12 protein-coding genes and 2 pseudogenes are annotated in these 26,259 nt (G+C 66.9%); 8 read left to right on the top strand and 6 right to left on the bottom strand.

Annotated features, from left to right (window positions below):
• Positions 1–16: 16 nt before the first annotated feature.
• On the bottom strand, positions 17–7,030 hold the full coding sequence (locus C8250_RS10290) for a ricin-type beta-trefoil lectin domain protein (protein WP_138353115.1): 7,014 nt from the start codon (positions 7,028–7,030) through the stop codon (positions 17–19).
• Between the two features lie 324 nt (positions 7,031–7,354).
• On the opposite strand from C8250_RS10290, the gene C8250_RS10285 reads away from it, so the two are divergent.
• The 3 genes from C8250_RS10285 (at position 7,355) to C8250_RS10275 (ending at position 14,188) form a co-directional block, all read left to right on the top strand.
• A complete protein-coding gene (locus C8250_RS10285) occupies positions 7,355–11,728 on the top strand; it encodes a ricin-type beta-trefoil lectin domain protein (protein WP_138353116.1) in 4,374 nt (1,457 codons plus the stop codon).
• Positions 11,729–11,867: 139 nt separating this feature from the next.
• Positions 11,868–12,332 (top strand): hypothetical protein, encoded by a 465-nt coding sequence (locus tag C8250_RS10280; protein ID WP_138353117.1) that lies wholly within the window; start codon positions 11,868–11,870, stop codon positions 12,330–12,332.
• Positions 12,333–13,105: 773 nt separating this feature from the next.
• Entirely contained in the window at positions 13,106–14,188 is a 1,083-nt protein-coding gene (locus tag C8250_RS10275) for an IS630 family transposase (RefSeq protein WP_187145264.1), read from the top strand.
• 204 nt (positions 14,189–14,392) lie between these two features.
• On the opposite strand, the gene C8250_RS10270 is transcribed toward C8250_RS10275, so the two are convergent.
• The 3 genes and pseudogenes from C8250_RS10270 to C8250_RS10260 form a co-directional block, all read right to left on the bottom strand.
• The gene (locus tag C8250_RS10270) at positions 14,393–14,764 is read right to left on the bottom strand and encodes a DUF6221 family protein (protein ID WP_138353119.1); all 372 of its coding nucleotides are present in this window, start codon (positions 14,762–14,764) and stop codon (positions 14,393–14,395) included.
• A gap of 115 nt (positions 14,765–14,879) precedes the next feature.
• Positions 14,880–16,039 (bottom strand): annotated as a pseudogene (locus C8250_RS10265) (IS3 family transposase).
• 133 nt (positions 16,040–16,172) lie between these two features.
• Positions 16,173–16,333: pseudogene (locus tag C8250_RS10260) on the bottom strand (IS3 family transposase); the annotation flags it as partial.
• Between the two features lie 413 nt (positions 16,334–16,746).
• Here C8250_RS10260 and C8250_RS10255 point away from each other — a divergent pair.
• The 5 genes from C8250_RS10255 (at position 16,747) to C8250_RS10235 (ending at position 22,968) form a co-directional block, all read left to right on the top strand.
• Positions 16,747–17,109 carry a hypothetical protein gene (locus C8250_RS10255; protein ID WP_138353924.1) on the top strand — a complete coding sequence of 121 codons (363 nt, stop codon included), beginning with the start codon at positions 16,747–16,749 and terminating at the stop codon, positions 17,107–17,109.
• Positions 17,106–18,269: a caspase family protein gene (locus C8250_RS10250; RefSeq protein ID WP_187144806.1), complete on the top strand. Its 1,164-nt coding sequence runs from the start codon at positions 17,106–17,108 to the stop codon at positions 18,267–18,269. Before C8250_RS10255 ends, C8250_RS10250 begins: the two co-directional genes overlap by 4 nt.
• Positions 18,270–19,100: 831 nt before the next feature.
• Entirely contained in the window at positions 19,101–19,937 is an 837-nt protein-coding gene (locus C8250_RS10245) for a vWA domain-containing protein (protein ID WP_138353922.1), read from the top strand.
• Between the two features lie 17 nt (positions 19,938–19,954).
• Entirely contained in the window at positions 19,955–20,788 is an 834-nt protein-coding gene (locus C8250_RS10240; protein ID WP_244809082.1) for a hypothetical protein, read from the top strand.
• A gap of 2 nt (positions 20,789–20,790) precedes the next feature.
• A complete protein-coding gene (locus C8250_RS10235; RefSeq protein WP_244809081.1) occupies positions 20,791–22,968 on the top strand; it encodes a hypothetical protein in 2,178 nt (725 codons plus the stop codon).
• Between the two features lie 616 nt (positions 22,969–23,584).
• Here the strand turns inward: C8250_RS10235 and C8250_RS10230 are convergent.
• Together C8250_RS10230 and C8250_RS10225 are read right to left on the bottom strand one after the other, a co-directional pair.
• Entirely contained in the window at positions 23,585–24,562 is a 978-nt protein-coding gene (locus tag C8250_RS10230) for a TauD/TfdA family dioxygenase (protein WP_138353919.1), read from the bottom strand.
• 204 nt (positions 24,563–24,766) lie between these two features.
• Entirely contained in the window at positions 24,767–26,077 is a 1,311-nt protein-coding gene (locus tag C8250_RS10225; protein ID WP_187144805.1) for an ATP-grasp domain-containing protein, read from the bottom strand.
• Between the last annotated feature and the right edge of the window lie 182 nt (positions 26,078–26,259).

The following is a 26,259-nucleotide window of genomic DNA, read 5'->3' as shown; positions in this document are numbered from 1 at the left end:
GAAATCGGACATCATCCTAGGTGACGGGGTTACAGAGGATGAGGACGGCTCCGAGGAAGCCCACCACCGCCGCCACCCCGGTGTCCTCCTGCTGCTGGGGGGTCATCTTCGGTACGTTGAAGGTGAGCCCGTCTCCTCCGTTTTCGGACGGCGCCGCGTGGGGCATCAGTCCTCCTGCCGGCAGGCCCTTGATCGGGCGGGTCGAGGTCCAGTCCGGCCGCCTGCCCCGCTCCTTCAGCTGCATCGGGTTGGGTTGCGGGCCGGGTACAGGGTGGGGCACGGGGTCCGGCTCACCGCCGCGGGTATCCTCCCGTGACCACGTGTAGCTGATGATGCCGGCCTTCCCACTGTCCTTCGCGGTGATGAACTCGGCGGGGTTGCCGAAGTTGGGCACCGGGCCTAGCTCCACCCCGAGCGGTTCGCCGATCTTCACTCTCCGGGTGTCGCCGCTGGCGACCAGCATCGCCTGCATCTTCGAGACATACCGGGCGAGCTGCGCCGGGCCGGCCTTCTCCGCCGCCCCACCCTGGTGTTTGACCTCCCAGATCGTGACGTCGTTCTTGCCCCACTCGACGATGTCGGCGTAGCCGGGCTCCCCATTGCCCTTCGCGGAGGCGCCGCGGATGAAGACGTCGTTGTCGAAGTCGTTGTACGGGTGCTTGGCCTTGAGGTAGGCGGTGACCATGAGGACGGCAGTGTCATGGCGCGGCTGCCAGACCTTCCACCACTTCTCCTCCTCCTTTGTGGGCTCGTCCTCGCCAAGGCCCACCGGCTCGCTATCCCCGGCCGATTCGGAGGCGGGTTGGTTCGCCCGTCGTTGCTCCTGCTCCCAGGCCCGCTGGTCCGGGTCGTAGAGCCCGGACGGGTCGCTGCGGTTGACCGGGTCGCTGTGTGAGTAGCCGTAGCTGTTCCATTGCTGCGGATCATCCGGTACGAGCAGTGGGTCCGCGCAGAGGAAGCGTCCGGTGCTCGGTTGGTACTCCCGGGCACCGAGGTTGGTCAGGCTGGTGACATCGTCCTTGCTTCCGCCGACGAAGCCCTTGTCACCGGCCCAGACTCCCGGCGCGGGCTGGGTGCCGCGCGGGTTGCCGAAGGGGTCCATCGGACGGCGGGTGACGGCAAGGCTGGTGGCATCGACTGTCAGGGTGCCGCTGTTGTGGTGGTCGGCGAGCTGGATCGTCAGACCGCCGGCGCCGACCCGGACCATGCTGAGACCGCCGGGAACCGGGTAGTACCGGGTGCCCGTGAGGGTCTTGGCCACCGTGTCATAGGTGACTTGGTCGGTGCCGAGGTTGATGGTGGTCTTGCCTGGATTGCGCCGGATCAGCTGGTTGCCGTCGGCGTCGTAGACGTAGCTCGTGGTCTGGTTCGGGACGGTCCACTTCTGACCGGCCGGAAGAGGCGTCGCGCAGTCGCCCATCGCCAGGTCGGTGCCGTTGGTGGTGACGTTGCCAGGCACCGCCAGGCAGCGGGTGGCGGCCGCGTTGAGGATGGTGCCGTCCGCGCGGACGGTCCAGTTCTGAGAAGCACGGCCGTCACAGGGCTGGAGCTGCACGACGGACCCCGCCGCGGTGCCCATCGCGGTGATGCACTTGCTGAACACCTTGAGCAGGCCGCCGTTGGTGGCGAAGCGCTGGCCGCCGCCGGAGGTGCAGGTGTCGATCTGCAGCGGGTTGCCGTTGGCCGAGCTGCCGCCCTGCATGTCCAGGCACTTGCCACCGATGCCGGTGATCGGACCGGCCTGGGCAAGAGCGCCGAGTTTGCCCTCGCTGTTCCAGGTGAGGTCGGCGGTGCCGGTCTTCGAGGTGTAGATGCCGGTGGTGTTGCCGGCCGCGTCATAGGCGTCGTTGCCTGACACCGTGGTGCTGGTTCCGACCTTGGTGCTGGTGCCGGTGAGCGCGTGCGGACCGCCGCTGCCGCCGCCGGTGTTGACGGTGCCGGCGCTCGGAAAGGTCTGCGTGGTGACGGAGTCCTTGGTGGCGTCACCGCTGGTGTCGTGCTGGACGAACCTGGTCCGGTTGCCCGTCACGTCGTAGCCGTACTCCTGCCAGTACGGGGTGCCACCACCAACAGTGGTCTGGGCGGGCGCGATCGCGCCGCTGGTGGGGCTGGTGTTGGTGCACCGGCCCTGGTCCTGGGTCTGGTGCTGCAGCGCGTCGGGGACTGTGACGCTGCCGGTGTCGGTCCACGCGGTGTTCAGTCGGCCGAGGCTGTCGTAGTCGAAGCACTGCAGATCGCGGCCGACCGGAGTGTTGTCGGGGGTGCTGCTGATGGAGGTGACGCGGCCGGAGTCGTCGTAGGTGTAACCGGTCTGCTGGACCGCGCCGCTGGCGGAGGTCTGCTTGTCCAGGAACTGGTTGCGCAGCCGTCCGGTGGCCTGGTCGTAGTCGTTGGTGACCACCACCTGGCTGGCCCATGGGTTGACGGTGGAACGGATTACCCGGCCGAAGGCGTCGTACTCGGTCTGGGTGTCGTAGGTGGTGGCACCCGCGTACTTGAACAGCTGGCCGTAGTCGTTGTAGGAGTACGCCATGTCGTCCATCGGCAGGCCGCCAAGGGCGGGCAGTAGCGTGGACTTCAGATTGCCGGTGATCTTGTCGAAGCTGCTGGACACGGCATAGGTGAAGTTGCCGCTTGCCAGACCGACCTCGCTGCCCGGGATGGTGATGCTCAACCCGGTGGGCCGATAGGCGTCGTCATACCCCTTCACGGCTGTGGTGTACGCCTGACCGCCGGCTCCTCCGACGTAACGGGTGGCGGAAGCCGGCTTGCCCTTGATCACCGTGTCGTAGGACCAGCCCGCGAGCTGGTTGGCCGGGGCGACACTGCCCTCGTACACGCCGGTCTTGCGGCCGGTCAGTTCGTAGGTGAAGACGAGCTTGCGGCCGCGGTTGTCGGTGGTGGTGGCAACCCGGGAGGCCTCGTCGAAGGTCTGGACGACCGTGCCGGTGTCCGGGTCGCTCGCCGAGATCTGCCTGTCCTGCTGGTCGTAGCCGTAGGACCAGCGGTTGCCGACCGCGTCGGTACGAGTCTCGGGCTTGCCATCAGCGGTGTAGGTGTAGCGGGAGATCACCGCATCGGCCGGGTTGCCTGTCGCGGTGGGCGTGTTGTACTGCCAGCGCTCGACGGTCTTGTCGCGGGCGTTGGAGACCGAGCTGGTCGGCCAGGTGCCGGCGGGCGGCAACAGGTCGATCCGGTCGACTCCGGCGTAGACCGTGGTGGTGCGGTTCTGCTCGACACCGAGCGACCATGAGGCGACCACGGTCGCCCGGCCCCGGCCGTCGTACGTGGTGCGGGTCTGTGCCGGGATGGTCGACTCGGCGGCCTGCACCAGGGTCGTAGTGGGGCCGGAAACGTTGTTGTACCAGGCGGCGTTGGCCGTCTTCACCCTGCCTTGCGAGTCGTACAGGGAATCGGTGATCATCCGGCCGGTGTAGGCCGGGTTGGCGGGTGAGGCCTGGGCCTGCCGGGTGCGTCCGAAGCCGTCCAGAATGTCGATGCGACGGGTGTAGACCGGCATCGCCAGATCCCGCTTGAGAACCGAGGTGGTCACCGAGGAAGGCACCCCGGCCTTGTTCGACAGGTTGTAGGCATAGGCGAGGTTCGCGTTGGCGTTGGCCGCCGGGTTGCGTCCGGCCAGCCAGACGCCGGTGAGCCGGCCGAGGGCGTCATAGACCTGGGTACTGGTCTTGCTGTTGGGATCCTTGACGGTCAGCGTGTTCCCGCGCCGCGGGTCGATCGTGGTGACGGTGTCCCAGCTGCCGGTGGCGGCACCGGGGATCGGCGCCGAGGAGGTCAGCGCGGACGGGAGCTCGCCCGCCGCGGCAGCCGCGTAGCTGGTCCGGGTGGTCGCACCGTTCGGATGCAGCGCGTCCTTGACGGTCAGCGCGGTCACCGACTCCGTCCGGCCGTACTTGTCGAAGGTGGTGCTGGTCTTGGTGGTGAAGGTGGCGCTGCCGTCACTCTCGTAGCGCTCCAGCTCCTGGGCGCCGCTCGGGTTGGCGCTCGCCGCAGCCTGGCCGAAGGGCAGGTTGTCGTAGAGGACCCGACTGCGGGCGGTGGTGTTGCTGGGGCCGGCGGCCGCAGTGCAGGCATTAGGGCCGGAGAGTGTCAGGGTTTCGGCGGCGAGGTCGGTGCGCTGCGGGTCGGGCCCGGTGGCGTAGGCAGTGCGTGTGCACAGGTCGGGCAGACCGTCGGCCTGGTCGAGCGAGGTGAGCAGACGGTTGGCGCGGGACGGATCGGTGACCGTGGTCTTGGTGGTGGTGCGCCAGCTCTGGTCGGCCTTGAGCGCCTGGCTGGTCACCGCCTGGGTGGTGGCGGTGTATCGGGCGACCAGGTCGGGCAGGCCGGTGCCGCGCGAGTGGGTGGCTGTGGCGACCTCGCCGGAGGCGCCGTTGACAGTCCGGGCGGTGACCTTTCCGTCGGCCTGGTCGAAGGTCTCGCTCTGCAGTGGCTGGCCGGCCAGCCAGTCGACGTCAACGACATCCCGGCCGAGTGCATCGGTCAGGTGGACGCTGCGGCTTCCGGCGTCCTGGCGGACGTCACCATCCATGCCCTGCCGGTAGGTGGTGCGGGTCTGCGCCCGGGGACCGTCGGTCCCGCTGCCCACAGTGGTGGTGACGGTCCTGAAGCCGCGGAAGTCACCCCAGGTGCGGGCCTTGGTCTCGGTCAGCTCGGCGTCATCGCGGTGCCAGCCGGCCGACTCGTAGGTGTACTTCGTGATCTTCTGCGGGGCGTCGGTGGCAGTGTCGTTCTCGGTCAACGAGGCGACCGTGTAGTGGTTGAACCAGTCCAGCACCGGGTCGGCATCGGCCACCGACCCGGAGGGCAGCCAGCGGATCGGGTAGCAGGCCATGCTGTTGTCGTCCTCGGCAGCCGGCATCACCTTGTTGATCCGGGAGCAGCCCGGCAGGTTGTAGTCGACGTTGAGGACGCCGCCCGTCTCGTTGTGGATCTGCTGGATACGCGGGCGGTTCATCAGCGGCGGCGCGGGCACCAGGTCGGTCCCGTCCACCCGGTTGGGAAGCATCACCGGGGTGAAGGTGACGGGGAGGGTGGAGAGCTCGGGAGTGGCCGTCTTGCCGGTCCGCTCGACCGAGTCCAGCCAGAGCGCCTTCTGGCTGGTGTTGTCCTTCGGGTCGGGGAAGGAGTGGGTCAGCCTGTAGGAGTCGACGTCCTTCCAGGCATTGTTGATGCGGACCTGAGTGGTGATGGTGCTCAGGCGCTTGGTGGTGAAGAAGCTCGGGCTGGAGTGGGTGCAGGTGCCGTCCTGCTTGCACTCCTGGTCGACCGGCACGTCAGGCCAGTTGTTCTTGTTTGCAATGGTGCGCTGGGCGGGGTCGCAGGTCGCGCTGTCCAGGCAGCGCTCGGCGGTGGCGAAGGCTATTCTTTCGGCCGGTTGCAGGGCGCCCTTGGCTGCCAGCTGCTCGTCCAAACGCTGGCCGTACGCGATCGAGGCCGGCAGGTTGGCCCGGGTGTAGGAGGTGCGGGTGCCAGTGCCGTTGTTCTGGCCGGCGCCACGGGCGTACCAGTTGGTCTCCGGGGCCCAGGTGTAGGTGGTCAGGTTGCCCTTCGGGTCCACCACGTAGTCCAGTGAGAGCCGCTGCCACATCTGGCACCAGGAGGCCTTGCCCTGCGCCGAGTCGTAGCAGGGGTCGCCGCTGCCCGGGGAGTACACAGGGAGGGTGGACACCGAGTTGGCGGCCGGGTCGCTCTTGTCCCCGCCGGGCAGGTGGTTGAGCCCGAAGTAGTAGACGGTCCCCGAGCTGTCGGTGACCTTGGCGTACGCGCCGTCCCGGGCGTCGTTGCCCGCGCCCGAGCCGAATTCGATCTTGGTTCCGTCGTCGTCCTTCGGGTGCCATACGCCGGTGGCCGCGTCGGTGGTGGCGCTGGACGATCCCGCGTTGCGGTCGCGGACCAGTTGGCCGGAGTGCGAGCCGAGCGAAAGCGTCGCGTTGAAGCCGCCCCAGCACTGGTCGCCGGAGTCGGCGATCCCGCTCTTGTCGCAGGGCTTGAAGTCGCGCTCGATGAAACCGGGATTCAGCTCCCAGCCGTCGCCGGCCCAGGACGCCTGGGCGTTGGTGGCCGAGGTCTTGCCGTCCACCGATGAGGAGTTGTAGGAGAGTCCGACCGTCGGGGCCGCGCCGCCGAGCGAGGGCGGCACCTGGACCGGGTAGCTGTACGTCAGCGCGCCCGATGCACTGCCGGCGGCCCAGGCGGAGGAGGGCGACAGCGTCGACGCGGCGTAAGTGCCACCACCACCGGCCGGGCCGGTCTCCGCGGCCAGCAGCAGCGGCGCACCGGTGGGTGCGGCGGCCGGGTGCACACCGGTGATGAACGAGGACTGGGCGGCGCCAGTACGTGCCGGTGTGGCGGCGGGCAGCGGCACCTCGGCCACCATCCGCCCGGTGGCCTGTTCGAAATGGGCCGCCACGGGCGTGCGGACCTGGCAGGAGGGAGATGCGGGGGTGGTCGCGGCACAGGCAGGCAGCTTCACCAGGCGCCCACGGGAGGCGAATTCACCGCCGGTAGCGGCGTTCAGCGCGGCCACGTCCACAGCGACCAGCACCAGAGTAGTGGGCGACTGCTGGCGCGTGGCAGGGGCTGTGGCGGCGGAGGTGCTCTGCGGCTGAGCGGTCAAGGTGAAGAGCAGCCCGTTCACCCCGGCCGCGTGGGCGGTCTGCCCGTCACTCTGGACGACAGTCACGGCCTGCGACGTAGCGGGCGCGCCGGGCTTGGGTGCCACCCAGACGGGCAGCTTCCCGGCCCTCAACGGCCCTTTAGCCTGTGCTCCGGACAGATCGACAGTGGCGGACGCGCGCTGGGTGGGCGCCGGGGCGGCCATCTTGCCGGCCCGCGAGGGCACCGGGTAATGCGGCGCGATCGAGGCCGCCTTGGCGACGTCGGTGACATTTACCGAGGTGGTGCCGGGCAGCGGCGTATCCGGTGGCTGCCAGATCTTGGAGAAGTCGGGGCCGGCCGTGGCCTGCGCTGCGGGAGCGAGCAGGGTGCCCGCGACGGCGAAGGCCACCGGCCCGACGACACATCTCCATGAGAATCTCGTACGTCTTGGTCTCTCCGGACTTGCCACTGGACCCCCGTTGTCTGTGAAAGATCTGTGATGATCACCAACACAATCGGACGGGAAACTAGCAGTCGGATGACGTGCCGTCAGCAATACCGACGATCAGCGATCGCATGACATATCTCACAGGCCGCCGGTTAGGTCCTTTTGGCTCTGATATCACGACAACAGAATCAATACCCCTTTGTAGACAGGCAGTCAGGACTGCCAAGGTGCTGCGGATCTCTGCACATCCGCAATGCGGAGCGCGCCAAACCACGGGGGAACTCGATGTCCACCAGACCCAGACCCGCCCGGCTCGCCAGACGGTCCGTATCGGCCGCCGTCACATTCGTCCTCGCCGCAGGCCTACTGACGGCTACTCCGCTCGTCGCCCACGCCGCCGATGGCACTCCGGAACCTGCCAAACCCGCGGGGCAGCCCGCCCCGCCCGCCCAGGACGCCGTCCAGCAGGCCATCACCCAGGCGAAGAGCGCGGGTAAGGATGTTCCCGTCCCCGTACTCACCGACGAATACACCACCGTGGTAGCGACTGCCGAAGGCAAACTGCGCTCCGAGCAGCATGAGATGGCCCAGCGCACCAAGCGCACCGACGGCTCCTGGGCCACCCTGGACGACACTCTCGTCAAGAACGCGGACGGCACCGTCGTCGCGACGGCCTCCAGCGGAGACCTGGTCATCTCCGGCGGCGGCAGCGGCCCGCTGGCCACCATGACGACCAAGGACGGCAAGCAGCTCGCCGTCTCCTCGCCTTTCCCCGGCCCGCTCCCCGCCCCGAAACTTATCGGCAACGGGGCCCTGTTCTCCGATGTGGCCCCGGACACCGACCTGCAGGTGACCGCCACCAAATGGGGCGGCTATACCACCGTCATCGTGCTGCGTACGCCCACGGCTGCAGCCAATCCGGCAGTGCGCAACCTCGTCTTCCCTACGGCCACCAAGGGTCTGGACCTCGCCAAGAGCGACGGCGGCGCGCTGACCGCGACCGCCGACGGCGAGCCGGTGTTCACCGCGCCGGCCCCCCAGATGTGGTCCGCCAAGGAAGCCCGGACCCCGGCCGGCCGGGCCGCCGCGAAATACGCCGTCGAGACCGCGCAGGCCTCGCCTGCCACCCGCAACGCCAAGGCGGCCGATGCCGGCTCGGACGACTCCGGTGACGCGACCCACGCTCCGCCGGACGCGCCGAGCACCACAGCCGGCCCCGGCGCACTGGCCAGCGTCGCTACCATCCCGGTGACCGAGGCCAAGGTCCAAGGCAACAGTGACCACGCGCAGGGTTCGATCTCTTTGGCCCCGAGCCTCGACCTGCTCGACGGTGCCAACACCTCGTACCCCGTCTACGTCGACCCGTCGTGGTCGCAGGACGCCCGTGGCAAGCAGCACCATGCCTGGGTGATGCAGGCGCACAACACCACTGGCAACTTCGACCGCACCGGCTCCACCGACCGTGATCGGCCCGGATCCGGCTTCCAGGGCTGGGAGACCGCAACCGGGATCGAGCGGGCTCTGTTCGAGTTCAACCTCAACGGTTACGCCGGCGCCACCATCAACTACGCCAACCTGCGCATCAGCCAGTACATCTCCTCTGACCACTCCTGCACAACGACCTACCCGGTCAACCTCTACCGGGCAGGGGCGTTCGACGCGTCGGTGACTTGGAGCAACCACGAGATCCGGGAGTGGGTCGACAGCAAGTCGGTACCCGGCAACGGCACCTTGTCGGAGTGCTACAGCGACCTGCCGATCGACTTCAACATCACCGGTGCGCTGCGCGACGGCATCCGCACCACCAACGTGCCGCTCGCCTTCGCAGTACGCGGCCCGGAGGGCAGCGGCCAGCGGATGGGCTTCAAGCGGTACAACTACGACGCCACGCTTAGCAGCACATTCGATTTCCCGCCCGGTGTGCCCGGCAACCCTCACACCGTCCCGGCCCCGCACCGGGTCACCACCGCGGACACCGATGCCTGCGCCAGCGTGCCTCTCTCCTCGTATGGCTACATCACCAGCGCGAACACCAGTCTCAGGTCCACCGTCAACAGCCCCAACCAGGGCCAGCTGACCGAGTGGATCAACATCTGGGACAACACCACCGGCGGCAACTCCGTGCACACCGGCTGGTCTGGCTTTGTGAGCCGGGGCAGCGAGGCCTCCTACACCTTGCCGATGGGCACCCTCCAGGACGGCCACCACTACGGCTGGCAGGCTTACGGTGACGACGGCCTGCTGCGCGGATCCCCGAGCCCTGTCTGCCACTTCGCCGTCGATGCCACCCCACCGGTGCTCGCCTTCGGCACATTCACCGACCCGGCCACCCAGTTCCCGCCGGCCGGAAACGGCCAGACCACCAAGCTGCATCTGGGCGACACCGGGCACATCCCGTTGATCGCCTCCGACCCGAGCCCGGGCACCGGCCTGATCTCCTCCGGCCTGGCGTGCCTCCGCTGGAGCTACGACCCGCAGATGTCGGGCGCCGAGCAGAAGTGCACCCCCACCTCGGGCACCCCACTGGTGGTCAACGACGTCGCGACCAAGCCGACCCACTGGGGCACCAACACCCTGTACGCCCAGGTCTTCGACGAGGCCGGTAACTCCTCCCAGACCATGTCGTACTCGTTCTACGTCCCGTGGACGGAGGGCCCGGTCGCATTCGGCGACACCACGGGTGATGCCCGGCCCGACATCCTGGTCACGGATCAGGCAGGCAACCTGATCACCCACGGCCGCGCCACTGACCCGGGCAACTCCAGCGTGCCGCCCACCGGTACGGCCGCGGCCGCCGCCCAGGCCCCCGGTGCCGACGCTCCAACGAACCCCCGGACTTGGAAGGACTACCGGGTCGCGCACCGCGGCGCCCTCGACCCCACCACCAACCTCGACGACCTGTTCGTCCACAAGGACCCGAGCAGCCCCGGCGCCTCCGACGGTGACGACGCGCTCTACTACTACTCCGACACGCTCTCCGACCCGGGTCGCTTCACCCGCGGCACGATGACCCCGCTCGACCGGCCGGACTGTGACCCCGATCTCGCCACCTCCTGCGCCGGCCACCACGACGGCAACTCTTGGGCGCAGGCCCGCCAGATCACCCCGATCGGCTCGGCCAAGGACACCCGCACGCCGAGCCGCACGGTCACCGACGCGACCGGCGTTTTCGCCATCGACTCGGGCAACCTCTGGTACTACCCGGTCAAGACCAACCACACCCTGGCGCCGCCGTCCCTGGTCTCCACTGGTGGCTGGGACGACAAGGACCTGATGGTCCCCGGCAACACACTGGCCATCGGCGCCACCAGCGCCACCGCTCCCGCGCTCTGGGTACGCAACCGGACCAATGGCGACATCTTCCAGTACGCCCTGACCACGGCCACCCGGCCCGACACCTCCACCGAGGTGACGGGCATCACCGCCAGCCCCGTGTCCAAAATCGGCTACGGCGTCACCGCGACGTCCTTCCCGACGGTCGGTTCCGACGGCAACCTCACCGACGACGACGTGCCCGACCTCTGGGCCACCGACACCTCCGGCAACCTCCACGTCTGGCCGGCCGCCGTTGCAGGCACCCAGGTCACCGGCTTCGCCGGAGACCACTTCCGCGGTAGCAGCCAGGCCCCATACGTCCAGTGGCCGCTAACCGGCAACGCCAAGGCCAACCCGGCCTCCTACAACGGCACCGCCGCGAATGTCACCTGGGGCGAGGAAACCGTCGACGGCCGCAAGACCAATGTCGCGGTGTTCGACGGCACTGCCCAGTCCACCATCACCAGCAGCAAGGGCGTGGTCGACACCCACAAGAGCTTCACCGTCAGCACCTGGGCCTACCTGGCCAAGGACGACGCCGGCATGGTGGTCAGCCAGGAGACCGTGAACGGCAGCTCGTTCATGATCTATGCCGACCACGGTGCCTGGAAGTTCGGACTCGCCCGGGGCGACGCCAACAACGACTGGCCGTACGACTTCTCCGGCGCGACCGGCCCCGCCGCGGCCTACCAGCTCAACACCTGGACTCAGCTGACCGCCAGCTACAACGCAGACACCGGCCAGATGAACATGTACGTGAACGGCGCCCTGGCCGGCACCGGTCAGCACACCGCCTCGACCAGCCCCACCGCGAGTGGCACTCTTGTCCTCGGCCGCTACCGGAACAACAACACCTTCACCAACTACCTGACCGGCCGGGTCAGCAACCTGGCCATCTACAACACCGCTGTCGCGGCGACCACCAGCAACGGCCCGATCCGCTTCTCACCCCACTCCGGGCGTTGCATGGACGCACCCAACGCCAGCACTGCCAACGGCGTGCACCCCCAGCTCTACGACTGCAACAGCACCGCCGCCCAGCGCTGGAGCATCAACGCCAACGGAGCCCTCACCATCGGCACCCAGTGCCTGTCTGCCAGCGCCAACGGCACCGCCTCGGGCACCGGGATCATCCTGTGGAACTGCCTCGGCGAAGGCGGCCAGCAGTGGCGCGCCCGGGCCGACGGCACGATCTACAATCCGCAGTCCAACATGTGCCTGGATGTTCCGTGGGCGACCAGCGACCGCGGCACCACGTTCCAGCTCTATCCCTGCAACTCCACCGCCGCACAGCGCTGGAGCATCCCGACCCTGAACACCCCAATCCTGCCCGTCAACCCGTAGCCTCCTGCACGCAGCGACAGAATGGGCCTGAGGCGCACCCCGCGCCTCAGGCCCTTTCGCATGCTCAGAGGGCCTGCGGCGTTGTCGGACCCGGCCACTAGGGTGGCGCCGTTCACGATTCTCAGAGGGGGGTGGCTCGATGGGTGCCAGCGGATGGGATTACGTCACCGCGTACGACGGGGACGTCGCGGCGGCACTGGACGCCTTGCAGGCCAGGGTGTTCCAGGAGGAGTACGGCGACGGCGACAGCTACGGGAGTCTGGAGGAACTGCGCGAGGACCACGAGTTCATGGGGCAGGAGGGCACGCACACGATCCTTGATATCGACACAGTCGTCTCCGCGTCCGACTCCCCGCAACGGCCCGAGTACGGCACCTTGCGCCCCTTGGCAACAGACCGCGTCGTCCACCATTTCGGCACGGATCACCCGACGCCCCAGCAGTACGGGGAGCTGATCGCCGCCGCCAACGACGCGATGAGCCATCAGGAATACGAGCAGAGCCTGCTCGGCGAGTGCCAGATGCGGTGGACCGGCCGTTACGTCGTTCTCCATACCGAAGGTGTGCCTACCCACCTGGGGATCTTCGGCTTCTCCGGCGACTAACAGGTACCTTGCCGATCATGTGGCCACTCCGCCCCGGGTTTGTTGTTCTGGGCCGCGTACCCAGAACAACAAACCGGACGAACTGCGGAACGCCGGGTCAGCCGCAGCAGCCCAAGCCCATGCCACGGAGAACTCGCGGCATCCGTCGGTCACCGCAATCAGGTCCTTCGTGCCGCCGGCCCGCACGTCCATCAAGCGTGGCCATCACTTCTTTCAGGCGAATGCGCAGGTGGACGGCGCCAACCCAGAGGTGCACGTAGTCGGCGGAGAACAGGTCGGAGTCTCTGACAGCGTGTCTTCAGCCGAGTCATGGCAGCGGGTGAGAGACGGGGCTGGATCTGCCGTCACTGTAGGAGTGATGTCCGGCCGCACCAAGTGAGAGAGGTTCAGTTCTGGCCAGGGCAGGGCGAGCGGTGCTGCGCGGCGATGTACGCCTGGGGGATGTCACCCGCGAGCAACTCGGTGACAGGCCCGTGGTGCCGAACGAGCACGATGGCCGCTGGGGAGCGCTTGCCTGTCTTCCGAAGCTGGACTCGCGGCCGACCTCCAGTGGCGCCGCCGGTGACCTGGCCGGTGAACTCGAACGCGGGCAGCGGCTGTGGCCCACTTGCACGCCCGAGGAACTTGCCCTTCACCTCGCCATCCGCGGCGCGGGAGACCGCCGGGCGAAGGCGATGACATGGGTGACCACGGGAGGCTGCCCATTGACCGTGACGACTAGTGTTCTGAGTCGGGAATTCTGTTCAGATGTGTAGGCTTGGTCTATGGCACGGATGGGGCGGCCGAAGGCCGAGTTGACGCTGTCGGGTGAGGAACGGGCCGCGCTTGAGGAGTGGGTGCGGCGTCGTTCCACGCCGCAGGCGTGGGCCTTGCGGTGTCGGATCGTTCTGGCGTGTGCCGAGGGTGTCCCGAACAAGGACGTGGCGGCTCGACTCGGTTCCACGCCGCAGGCGGTGGGCCGCTGGCGGGCCCGCTTCGTGCAGTACCGGATTGCCGGGCTGGGTGACATGCCGCGTCCGGGTGGCCCCAGGACGGTGACGGACGAGCAGGTCGCCGCTGTGGTCACCAGGACGCTGGAATCCAAGCCGAAGAACGCGACGCATTGGTCGACGCGGTCGATGGCGAAGGAAATGGGCTTGTCGCAGTCGTCGGTGTCGCGGATCTGGCGGGCGTTCGGCCTGCAGCCGCACCGGTCGCAGACGTTCAAGCTGTCGACGGATCCGTACTTCGTGGACAAGGTGCACGACGTCGTCGGTCTCTACCTGGACCCGCCTGAGCGGGCCCTGGTCTTCTGCGTGGACGAGAAGTCGCAGATCCAGGCGTTGGACCGGTCCCAGCCCGTGCTGCCGATGATGCCCGGGGTTCCCGAGCGGGCCACCCATGACTACGTCCGTGCCGGCACCACCACCCTGTTCGCCGCACTCGAGGTCGCCACCGGCAAAGTGATCGGCTCCCTGCACCGCCGGCACCGGGCCGAGGAGTTCAAGAAGTTCCTGATCAAGCTCGACAAGGAAGTGCCGGCCGACCTGGACGTCCACCTCATCTGTGAGAACTACGCGACCCACAAGACCCCTGCGATCAAGAAGTGGCTGCTGGCCCACCCTCGCTTCCAGTTGCACTTCACCCCGACCGGGTCGTCCTGGCTGAACCTCGTCGAGCGGTGGTTCGCCGAACTCACCAACAAACAGATACGACGAGGCGTCCACAAGTCCGTTCAGGCCCTGGAGAAGGACATCCGCAACTGGATCGCCACGTGGAACACCGACCCGAAGCCCTACGTCTGGACGAAGACCGCTGACGAGATCCTCGAACGCCTCGCCTCATATCTGAACAGAATTCCCGACTCAGAACACTAGCGCCTGTCTCGTTGGCCGGCGTTTGCTTCGTGGCGGGGCTGGTTAGTCTGCGGCGAAGACGGACAGCAAGCTGATCGTTGACCTGCGCGGTCGGCTGATCAAGCCCAGTTATGCCGGCGAGTGCCGGCCGAGGCGCCAGGGGAGTGAAGGCCCGCCATCGCGTGAAGCCGTGACGGGCCTTGATCTCTTTGTAAGTCCAGCGACCTATGCCCGGCCGGCGCGACCGCGACTGAGCCTCGGGTCCGGCTCGACTTCCTCCTCGTTCGGCTCCCACTCAGGCCGGAAGTCGGGGTGTGTGGCGTATGCCGCAACGAGGTGGCGGAGCGGGAAGGTAGTCGCAGAGAGCGCAATCATGGCGGGACCGTGAACCATGAAGTCGTCCTGTTCTGCGCCCTGCTGCATCTGCTCCACAAAGCGCAGGACACCACGTTTGGCGGAGATGTCGGCGAGAACCCGGGCCTTCAGCCCTGCGGTGCCCTGGGCCGTGTCGGGCTTCACGGCCAGTGCCACAGCTTCGTCCTCGTCAATACGAGCTTGGAGGAAGTTCGTTAGGTCCGCGACTTCGTCATTTCTCATAGGTGGTGCCCCCTCGGTGCATAGCTGAAGGAAGCATCATGCCGGACGGTCGGGTCTGCTGCAGGGTTGGGTGACAGGTTGACCTGCCCCACGGTTTGGGTTCCAGCTGTGGTGGCTAACTGGCGGCGGGGATGGTGTCTTGTTCGGAGAGTAGTTCGTACTCGATCGGGGTGCGGTAGCCCAGAGCTGAGTGGCGCCGCTGTCGGTTGTAGAAGATCTCGATGTACTCGAAGATTGCGTTCGCCAACTCGACCCGGGTCTTCCACCGTTTGCGGTTCAACAGCTCGATCTGCATTGAGGACCAGAACGACTCCATCATCGCGTTGTCCAGGCCGTCTCCGACGGTGCCGAACGATGGCAGGAGCCCGGCGGAGCGGATCCGTTCCCCGAAGACCCAGGAGGTGAACTGGGCGCCGTGATCGGCGTGCACTATCCCGCCTGGTTCGGGGCGCCGGTTGCGGAAGGCCATGTCCAACGCGTTGACCACGAGGGTGGAGTCCTGTCTGGAGTCGATCGACCAGCCCACGATCTTGCGGCTGAACGCGTCCAGGACCGCCGCGCAGTACACCCACCCTTCTCTGGTGCGGTGTTGCGTGATGTCGGTGACCCACAGCTCGTTGGGACGCAGCCGATGGAACTTCCGGTTGACCAGGTCATCGGCGGTGACGACACCCCGCAGGCGCTTGATCCGCACCGGGCCGGGCAGTCCGTAGATCCCGGCCTGTGTCATCAGCACCGACACGGTCCTCGAGCACACCTGGATGCCCATGCCCAGGGTGAGCTCGGCGTGGACGCGGCGGTAGCCGTAGGTGCCGCGTGAGGCGACGTGGACCTCCCGGATCAGCCCGGTCAGCCACTCCCGCCGCAACTGCCGCGCTGTGGTCGGGGTGCGCTTGTGTTTGTAGTAGTTCTGCCGGGCGACCCCAAGGATCCGGCAGCATCGGTCGACCGGTGCCCCGGCATCGACGAGACGGTCGATCACCGGGTAGAGCCTTTTGGGGCCGGCTTGTCCTCGCCGAGGAACTTCGCGGCCTTGCGCACGATCTCGAGCTCGGTTTCCAGCTCGTGGATTCGTCGCCGCGCTGCACGCAGCTCTGCGGACTCCGCCGAGACCCTGCCAGGCCGTCGGCCATTGTCGATGTCGTCCTGGCGCAACCACTTCGCCAACGTGACCGGATGGATGCCGAGGTCAACGGCGGTCTGCTTCTGTTCTTTTCCTGCCCGCACCAATGCGATGGCGCGGGCGCGGAACTCAACGGGGTAGGCGCGGGGCATGTCCGGCAGCCTTTCGTGAAGGCCGTCAGTTAGCCAGCAGAACTGGAACCTGTGAGGTGGGGCAGGTCAGGTTCGGACACGCGGCTTGGAGGGCCGGTGTGGTCATGGCGATCGCGTATGCGATGGGGGCGATTCGGTCGAGGACGTTCTTCCGCAGCAGGCTGAAGAAGGATTCCGTGCCCGCGTTGACGCCTGCCGCCCCGCCTCGCCCTATCGAGCCGGCGATCTGATGCCGTCCAAGTGCCCGGACGAATTTCCGGGACGAAATTGCGACCCACGATCGCTGTGCAAAACACAGCCCGCACAGGACACGCGACTTTCGATGTCACCCGATCGTGCGGCAGCCCCTCACGAGGTCAGGAATTGACGTGCGCGTAGTTCAGCCTGAGGCGGCGCTCGTCCACGCCCGTCCACCGGACCCGGCACGGGTCTCCAGCAGTGGGCCGCCACCGGTGGCGGCCACCAGATCTGGACCCGGTGCTGACCGACGCGCGGAGCCCGCAACGGCCCTCGCGTTCGGAGCCGGCCGTGTCGGCGGCCGGGGCGCGGGGGCCATCGCCGGTGGTGGCGTCTTCGGCGGTCACGCCCCTCCTGGCTGGTCTTGACCATGCGGAGGTTCCGGGGAACTGTCCTCGCCCGCCTGGACTTTGAACGACGATGTATCTGCAGGTCCGAGTAGGACAGCAGGTCGAGAGTCAGGAGGCGTCATGTACGTTGATCTGCGTATGGAGCAAGGTGAGGGCGAACTGCGTTCGCTGCATGCCTGGCTGCGGAACGACGCAGCCGTACGGCGGTCCTCCACATCGGAGGTGAGGTCGGACGGGCCCCCGCAGCCGGGGCAGATGGGGTCGACCCTGGAAGTAATCAAGATGGTGACCGAGAATGGCTGGAGTGCGGCCTCATTCGTGATGGCTGTCGTCGCCTGGAAGCGGACTCGACCGCAAAGCGCGCAGATCACGATCACCAGGGACGACACGACCATCGCGCTCACCAACTGCAGCGACGACGAAGTACGGCGTGTGATCCGCGTCCTGGACGACGGTCAGAGGGGGGAGAGTCGAGGCGAGTGAGTGTGTTGCCTGATCCGGGCGCATCGCGTGCCGTCCTCATCGGATCGAGCCAATTCGATCACCTCGAGCCGTTGCCGGCCGTTACCAACAATCTCGCCGCACTCGCTGAAGCGCTCGCGTCGCCCACGTCATGGGGGCTGCGGCCGGAGCACTGTGTGATCTTGGCGAACCCCGGGTCCGCAGACGAGGTGATGGCCGTGCTACGGGCTGCTTCCCTGGAGGCCCGGGACACCCTGCTCGTCTACTACGCCGGACACGGCCTGGTCGATCTGCAAAGCCGTTTGCAACTGGCGTTGCCCAAATCCCAGCAGGACTGGCCGGAGTCGTCTCTCCACTATGAATGGCTACGCCAGGCAGTCCTGGCGGGGCGCTCGGAACGACAGGTACTCCTGCTGGACTGCTGCTTCAGCGGACTCGCCTTGGGGACCATGGCCGGCGGCCCCCCGAAGCTGGCCGATCACGCTTCGGTGGAGGGGAGTTACCTTCTGGCCGCATCCTCGGAAACGAGTGCCGCTCTCGCTCCGCCAGGTGAAACCTACACGGCCTTCACCGGCCAACTACTGGAAGTTCTGCGCAGTGGAATAGTCGGCGGTCCAGAGTTGCTGGAGCTCGACGCGGTATATCAGCAGCTGCGGGTGTCGTTGGCCGCTCAGTCGCGCCCCGAGCCGCAGGCCAGAAATAGGAACACGGGAGCCCGACTGGCTCTCGGTCGAAACCGAGCGTTCGACCCGGACTCTCCCGTCGGTACGTCCGGTGGCCTAGATCCGTCCCTCCGCGCCTGGCCCTCGCCCGGTGGTATCCGGACAGCCGAGGGGTTCATCGCGCGGCTCGGGGATATCCGTGTGGTGGCCGGGCTGTCGCAGAAGGCGATCAGCGAACGCTCGGGCCGCAAGATTGCGGACGGCACGGTCAGCAACTTGCTGAATCGCGAGACGCTTCCGCGTACATGGACTGCCATCCCCACGTACTTGTCGGCGTGCGGAGTACCTGAGGACCAGGTGCGGCAGTGGAAGGAGGTGTGGGAGAGGATCCGCGGGGAACAGGCTGGCAGAGCACAGGACTTGACGCCCTCTGCTGCAGAAGACCGGGAGCCCCAGACATGGGCCAGGAGACTCTGGCGGAGGAAGGACGGTAATACCGCACGTCCCGAGCGGGGTTGAGAGCTCGGCCTATCGGGCTGGCGACACCTGGGCAGGGGGAGTCGTCTGCTGGGGTGTCGTAGCGGGAGTACCAGAACCGCCGCCGAAGAGGGTGTTCCAGGCGGCGATGGCGAGCACTGCCAGAGTCACCACGACCCAAGTGGCGGGCTTTTTCATGCGTCGGGAGACCGTCGTGGGCCTGACGTAGGTCGCTGCCCGGTAATGCCCCTTGCGGCTCTGCGCCACTGCTAATCCTTCCTCGCAAGCCGATGGGGACGAGTAGCTCGTCCTGGGGGGATTGTTGCAGGGCACTGCTGTGGTTGTCGGCGCCTTCGGGCCTACCGGCCGGAATCCGATGGTGTGGGTTGATCGCCTGCGCGTACCAGGCGGCCTTGACCACTGCGCGCAACGAGCCGCCCGCCTCTCCACGGGTCGCCGTCCGGCAGCTTCTCCCGGATGGCCTCGAGGCCACGCCGCTCGCGGTCGAACTCCGACTCGGTGACCGTGCTCCGTCACACGCGTGAGGCCGGGGCGGAGAGCGGCCTTGCGGAGTGAATACGCCACGTTCCGCACCCAACTGGCAACCCGCTCCGCAGCCCTTGGAGGCGACCACGTCGCGATCGCCTTCGTGCGTCGAGCTGGGCTGCGGTGCATGCCGCGATCGAAGGAGGGTGGCGAGCACAAGGATGACAGGGAGGCACTTTGATGGCTTCCGCCCGCACACCGAGTCATCGGATTACGATGCGACCCGGGGAGTCTCGGCGTTCCGGCCTGCGCCGGGAGCCGGAACGTATGTGCGCCGCATGAGCTCCTCCGACGACCGATCACTTCGCAGTCCGCCAGGAGCGCAACGTGCCGTACACGGCCGAGATCAGCCGCAGCAATCCGACGAGTATTATCTTCCTCGTCGATCAGTCGACCTCCATGAGCGACCCCATCGGCGGTGAAGTCCCGCAGCAGAAGGCTGATGTCGTCGCCGACGCCATCAACCGGCTCCTCACAGAGCTCTCGGTCAAGTGCGCGAAGGAAGAGGGTGTCCGCGACTACTTCCACGTCGCGGTCGTCGGTTACGGCGCCTCCGTCGGCTCCGCCTTCGCCGGTGCGCTCGGCGGACGGGACATCGTTCCCCTCAGCGAAGTGGCGGACAACCCGGCGCGCGTCGACGAGCGAATCAAAAAGGTGCCGGACGGTGCGGGCGGCCTGGTCGAGACCTCGGTCAGCTTCCCTCTGTGGATGGACCCGGTAGCCCATGGCGGGACGCCGATGAACCGCGCTCTTCAGTACGCCGAGAGCCTCGTCGCCGGCTGGACTGAGCGCTTCCCGGCGAGCTTCCCGCCGATCGTCATCAACCTGACGGACGGGGAGTCGACCGATGGCGATCCCACGGCTGCCGCCGAGGCCATCACCTCGCATGCAACGGCTGATGGTGCCGCTCTGCTGTTCAACCTCCACGTGTCCGCCGCGGGCGGCACCCCCACCGCGTTCCCGGACACCACCGACGGACTCCCCGACAGCTATGCCCGCACTCTGTTCTCCATGTCCAGCCCTCTGCCCAGCCATATGCGTTCATACGCGGCCTCGCAGGGGCAGCGGGTCAGCGAGACCACCCGTGGCTTCGTCTACAACGCGGACATCACCACGGTCGTGCAGTTCCTCGACATCGGCACCCGCGCCACCGAACTGCGGTGACGCAATCGCCTTCCTGCGTGTACGTCACGCACCTGGTAGCCCCTAAGTACGGCAGTACGCAGGCGGAATGCGAGGACGCCGTCGTCGTGCTGCCCGACCATCCGCATGACCACATGCTGCGGGAACCGATCACCGTCGGCGTCTGTGACGGGGCAACGGAGAGCGCTCTGGCGAAGGATTGGGCCCGGCTTCTGTCCCGTGCGGCGGCCGAGCGTGCTTTGGAGCGGCCTGACCTCTTGCAAGGCGGCGCCGCTTTCGAGGAGTTCGCGGCGTCAGTCGTGGGCCGGTGGGAGCCCTGGCTCGAGCAGTACACGCAGGTGCGCGTCGCTGACGGGCGCCCGTTGAAGTGGTACGAGCACACCAAGCTCGCCGAGGGTGCGTTCGCGACGCTGCTCACCGTGCGGGTGGACCCGGAAACCGTTTCTGAGCCCGACGCCGGCGTATCTGCCCCGGTATGGCGGTGGCGGGCTGCCGCCCTGGGGGACAGCTGCCTGTTCCACCTGCGGAACGACCAGCTCGTCGAGGCATTCCCCGTGGAGTCCGCCGAAGAGTTCGGCACCGTCCCAGACCTCTTCGGCAGCCGTAACCGTGATGCGGCGTTGCTGGCCGGCCGTACGCGGTACACCGAAGGCCGGTGCCTGCCGGGCGACCGGCTGTTCCTCATGACCGACGCACTGGCGGCATGGTTCCTGTCGGTGCCCGACCAAGACGACGCGCTGAGGGAGCTGCTGGAGTTCTCCGCGCCAGATGACCTGGGGGCGTTCGTGGACTGGCTGAATGGTCTTAGGGAGCGTCAACAGCTACGCAACGACGATGTGGCCATCGTGCGGATCGATTTCGAAGGGCGGTGACCATGGGATCTCCCACCGCTCCGCAGCGGCAGTTCCCCAGTGGTGCCGCCTACGCGGAGGCGCTGCAGCATACGCAGCTGTGCTTTCAGCACCCTGAACTCAGAGGCGCGCGGCCGGAATTGACCAAGCTCGGCCTGCCTCGCGCGATCTCCGGCGCCTTCGCGAGTGTCTTCTCGCTGACCTCGCCCACGTCGGGTCACCGGTATGCGGTCAAGTGCTTCACCCGCTATGTCCCCGATCAGGAGCGTCGCTACCAGGCCATCAGCGCCCGTCTGGCGCGGTTGGACGGGGCGGAGCTCTCCCAGCCGTGGAAACTCGGCTTCGAATATCTCCCTGACGCGATCACTGTGGGCCAGGAACGTTATCCCGTCCTGAAGATGGAGTGGATCGAGGCGGTCACCCTGTCCTCCTGGCTCGATGCCAACCATGCGGACCGGTACGCCGTCGACCGCCTGGCCGACCGGTTCGCAGCCCTGACTTGCGATTTGTCTCGGAATGAGATTGCTCACGGGGATCTGCAGCACGGCAACCTGCTCGTCGCTCACGACGACACCCTGCGCCTGGTCGACTACGACGGCATGTACGTGCCGGCGCTGTCCGGGCTGGGCGGCACGGAGCGGGGCCACCGCAACTATCAGTCGCCCCTGCGCGGAAACGATGACTTCGGGGTGACGCTGGATAGGTTCTCGGCCTGGGTCATCTTCATGTCGCTCAAGTCGATCGCCACCGACCCCGCCCTCTGGAACAGGTTGCACGAGCCGAGTGGTGAATTCCTGCTGCTCACGGAGGATGACTTCAAGAGTCCGGGCGGCTCCACAGGACTGCAGACGCTGCTCGCCCACCCCGACCGGGCGGTGAGCAGTCTCGCCGAGCAGGTAAGGTCCCTGGCCTTTCAACCGCTCGATCTGCTTCCCCCGCTTTCCGATGCCATCCCGAAGCAGCGCACCGCCGCTACGACGAGTACACCGGCTTCCCCTGCGGCTACTGTTCCTGGTGGCGCCGGTGGACTCCCCGGCTGGATGAACGGGTACGTCACACCGCAAGCGGGGCTACCGCAGGCTGCGCCACCAGGGGCAGCACCGAACTGTTTCCGCACCCGAACGGTCCTGGACGTGGTCACGGCCGTGCTGGTGCCACTCCTGCTGGCCGTGACCGGCCTTCTACTCGTCGCCGGTAGCCCGATGCCGCTGACCGGGATCGGGGCACCCGTCGTCGTCGCTGCAGCCATCACCATGATCGCCTGGAGTCGCCGCGTCGAGCGGGCACAGTCCCAGGCCGTTCTGGCGGGACTCACGACACAACTGACCCAGCTCGACGACCCGGTCAAGGCAGCCGAGAAACTGCGCAAGCAGAAGGCGAAGTTCGACGCCCAGGAGGCGAAACGGACCGACGCCCACCCCAAGGAACTGGAGAAGCTCAGAGCCCGGTACCACGCCGAGCTCAAGGAAGCCGAACAGCGTAAGGTCCGCAAGCAACGCGACATCGCCAAGAAGATCGACGGGCTCTCGGAGGAGCTCCGCAATGCCCTGGCGAAGGCGCTCGCTGCCAAGCAGACGGCCTATGTCCGGGATCAGCTCGACCGGCGACTGATCGCCCAGTCCCCGCCGCACGGCATCGGGAAGACGCTCGCTGCCCGTCTCGCCGACGCCGGCATCCGGACGGCAGCGGATTTCACGGGCTACCGGGCAGTGCAGAACAGCTCCTACGCCAGCGTCGGCGCTGAACTCAGGCTGCGCAGCGGCCGTTTCGTAAATATCCCGGGCATCGGTGAGGCCAAGGCCATCGCACTCGATATCTGGCGCAAGGATCTGTACAACTCCGCTGTCGCCCGTCAGCCAAGCGCTCTCACCCTGCCGGAGCGACTGCCGATCGAGCACGACAACGCCCGCTATCGGGCTCAGCTCACCGGCCAGCGCCAAACCCTGGAGTCCGCTGCCGAAGCGCTGCGCGAATCGGCGCGGAAACAATTGGAGGAGGGCCAGAAGCGGCTTGCCCGGGAGAACACGCTCGCAGGTGAAGACGCTGCGCGACAGCGACGTGAGTTCAGCCGACGGACCGTCACGCTCCAGCAGAACAGTGCGCTCCACGGGGCGCTCAGCGCCTCGGCGGACGCAGCCAGGCTCCGACGGCGCGGGCTGTCCTACGCGCGCTATGTATGGTTCCTCTACGCCGGGCGCTGAGGCATCGCGCGATGTCGTCGCGTCAGACCTGCCAACCAGCGTGGTAACCGCTTCGTAGTCCGGACCGGTTGCCCGGCAGGCGCTCGCGGCACCGCACCGCCTGGTGCGTGCCCACTGGGCGGTTAGTCTGGGGTTGCCTTAACGGAGTTTCGTGGACACCAACCACGACAACCCGCGGCGCCAGGTGCGGCTGTCCTTCCTTGGATGACACAAGGATCCGTCGGGTGAGCTGAGCTTCCGACCTCGTCGTCCCGAATCACGGGCACGCCAGTCACTCAGGTCGTCTACGGCTCCGCGCTCCTCGGCGGTGGTCGTTGACCGCCGCCGCTCCTCCGTCCGTTCGGTGGACTGCTGGGTGGTCTCGCGCATACATCAGCGTGCTGATGGTCTCGTACCTGCGGATCGAACCATCCGGCGCCTCCATGTCCCGGGCCTCGGGCTGCCGTGGTGGGTGGCTACGAAGGGCCGCCCACCACGGAACTCTTGGCCGGTATCTCCCCCGGCACACCACCGCGCTTCGTCACCGGGTTCGCCCGCCAAGGCCCTGTCCTATCGATCTCGCCGGGAGCGCGACGTCGGACAAGATCGACCGGACTGGGCATTGGCGAGCCGGTGGTCAGGCGTAAATGCTGCGACTCATCGTTTCGCTGCGAAGGCCGGCCGATTTCCGCAGGTCGCTGGTGAAGACAACCCGGGAGAGCCAACGCGACTTGCCCGCGGGAAGCGGCTCGTATGCGTCTCGTGCGTGCACGCACCGGAAGTTGTCGACGTAGACGAACTCGCCGGCCTGCAGCACGAGGGTGGCCTTGTTCTTTTCGAGGTACTCCTTGAGCCGCTGCAGTGCGCCGCGTTCGACACCGGAGTAGTCCGCGAGGTCGAGGGCGGCGAAGTTGACGCGCACGTAGGGACGTTCGCGGCGGCCGAAGAAGATTGGCTGCCAGTTCTCCTCGACGGTGCCCGATGTTTCGTGGATCGGGTTGTGCCCAATGTTGAACCGGGGCGCGAAGAGGGCGTCCCGCTCCTCGGGCTTCAGGTTGTCGATCCCGTCGACGCAGGAGACCGTGGTCCCGGCCTGCTCGTCGTTGCGCATGCAGGCAAGTCCGAGGAAATCGGGACGCGCCGGGTGGAAGGCATCCTCGACGTGGAACCCGAAGTCGAACTTCGAGCCTGAGCTGGAGTTCGAGATCTCGGCGAGATGCGGCATCGGAGCGATGGTGTTGTAAATGCTCCCGGCCCGCTGGGAGGTGAATCCGATCGGCTCGCCCAGCAGCGCGCCGTAGAGGCCGTGCAGCACCTGGGCGTCGTTGATGGCGAAGCCGGGCTCGGTCTCCACATAGCTGGTGGGCGTGGCTCCAGCCCCGTCCCGGAGTACAGGGCTGCCCGCCACGTGAAGCACGCCCCCCTCCTCGCGACGCTTGAAGCGGTAGAAGGTTTCCCGGACGCGCCGGGGCAGTTCATGGGACAGGACGTGGGACCGCTCCAGGAAGTAGTACTGGTCGGTCATCCGGGGATCTTCCGAGATCTCGTCCAGGAGTTTCCGTGTCTCGACCGCTTCGTCAGCGGTCAGCTCAAGTCGCAGGACGCTCGTTGCCATTTCATACCTCTCATCAGAGACGATTCAGCTCAATATGACCGGCCGCGGGCACATAAGTGCGTACACAGCCGATTTCGGAAAGAGAACGGGAAATTCGTTCGACCGCAGGGAAGGCGCAGACGGAGATCAAATCTCCGGTGAACAATCGGACCGCACCTGGTTCTTTTTGATTACATCGCGGAGCGCAGCTGGATTCATGGAATTTCAGGGTGCTGGGCGCTCGGCAGGGGTGTACCGGAACAGACCTCCTGGCTTGAGTACGTCGTACAGATCGAGCAGCGGACCCGGCGAGTCGGCTGTCGCGACCACTCGAGCGACGGTTCCACCGGGAGTTCCCTGGTGCCACGCGGGGCGTTCGCCGATCGCATAGGGCACTTCTGCGTCCACGATCTCGGGGATGGCAAGTAGTTCGTCGACGGTCGGACCATCGGACAACACCGCGTCGAAGGCCGGCGCCTGCATGGTGTAGTAACCGGTACTGAGCACGGGGGGCGTGAATTCCGGCAGCGGACGCCCCGTGGCGATCGCCGCACGTGCCAGCACCGAGTCGTACCCGCAGCTGTAGTGCAGCATTTCCGTCACACCGCCGCCGATTCGGCTGTTCACCTCGATCACCCGAGGGCCGCCCGCGGTGAACATGATTTCGGTGTGCACGCCGGAGTTGACGATTCCTATCGCCTCGATCGCCGTGGACGCGCAGTCCAGGAGCGCGACGATGTGTTCCTCGGCCAGCACGGACGGAAGTATTCCGCCGTTCTCACGGAAGTTCGGCGACAGTGGCAGTTTGTCCGTGACCGCGAGGTGCTGGATTTCGCCTCTCTGCACGACTGACTCGACGCTCGCGTAGGCACCGTACCGCGGGTCGGGGTAGGGGCTGGAACTGATCATGAACTCTTCCAGGATGAAATCCTGGGCCGCACTGCCTCGAGGATCCGTGGCGTAGTTGGCACAGGCTTCCGCCCACAACTCGGCGAGGTCGGTCGCCTCGTCCAGCCGGTACGTCGCCATACTGCCCGCGCCTGCCACGGGCTTGAGAATGGCCGAGGTGCCGACGTGGGCGGTGGCGTGGCGGAATTCGGCCAGGCTACGGACCGAGGCGTAGCGGGGCGTCGGGATGTTCGCCTTGGCAAGGAGCCGACGCTGTTCGTGCTTGTTCCGCAGAGCTTCGATGGACCACGGAGCATTGGCTGGTAGGCCAAGATGGGAGGCCGCCGCGTGGACGGGCATCATGGTCATCTCACCGAAGCCCAGGATGCCCTCGGGGCGCCAGTTCCGGGCAAAGGCAGTGAGTTCCTCGGTCGCGGTTTCCTGGCCGTGCATGGTCGTATGGCCGCACCATTCCTCGAACTGCGCTGCCCTGGCCAGATCTTTGACTGCGTCTCCGCTGGGGATCCACATGATGTGCAGGTCGTAGATTTCACAGAGCCGCGGAAGGTAGAACTTGGGTCGAGGCCCCGTGGTCACATCGAAGAGAAGCAGTCGCGGATGTGGTGAATATGTGGACGCCATGGCCATACTCGCTCCCGGGTAGGTCAGAGCCCCATCGCGAGCCCCATGGGCATGAGTTCGCGGGAGCCAGTCCGAAGAAGACATAAGAGGGGGTGTAATGAACTGTCGAAGGCTGCCGGGCCGGCCCAGCCAATCGAGGCTTTTTGTGCAGGGCGAATGAATCGAACCGTTTCGACTGTCCGGCCCTC

It is taken from the genome of Streptomyces sp. So13.3 (assembly GCF_005860785.2).
GTDB classification, from domain to species: domain Bacteria; phylum Actinomycetota; class Actinomycetes; order Streptomycetales; family Streptomycetaceae; genus Actinacidiphila; species Actinacidiphila fildesensis.
Note: the sequence above shows the minus strand (reverse complement) of the source record. Positions and strands in the feature narration are given on the sequence as shown.

Bases quoted from the DNA above. Each gene is read 5' to 3' on its own strand.
- C8250_RS10225 (WP_187144805.1), bottom strand. From the start codon at position 26,077: ATGGCCATGGCGTCCACATATTCACCACATCCGCGACTGCTTCTCTTC.
- C8250_RS10285 (WP_138353116.1), top strand. From the start codon at position 7,355: ATGTCCACCAGACCCAGACCCGCCCGGCTCGCCAGACGGTCCGTATCG.
- C8250_RS10275 (WP_187145264.1), top strand. From the start codon at position 13,106: ATGGGGCGGCCGAAGGCCGAGTTGACGCTGTCGGGTGAGGAACGGGCC.
- C8250_RS10280 (WP_138353117.1), top strand. From the start codon at position 11,868: ATGGGTGCCAGCGGATGGGATTACGTCACCGCGTACGACGGGGACGTC.
- C8250_RS10235 (WP_244809081.1), top strand. From the start codon at position 20,791: ATGGGATCTCCCACCGCTCCGCAGCGGCAGTTCCCCAGTGGTGCCGCC.
- C8250_RS10230 (WP_138353919.1), bottom strand. From the start codon at position 24,562: ATGGCAACGAGCGTCCTGCGACTTGAGCTGACCGCTGACGAAGCGGTC.
- C8250_RS10270 (WP_138353119.1), bottom strand. From the start codon at position 14,764: ATGAGAAATGACGAAGTCGCGGACCTAACGAACTTCCTCCAAGCTCGT.
- C8250_RS10255 (WP_138353924.1), top strand. From the start codon at position 16,747: ATGTACGTTGATCTGCGTATGGAGCAAGGTGAGGGCGAACTGCGTTCG.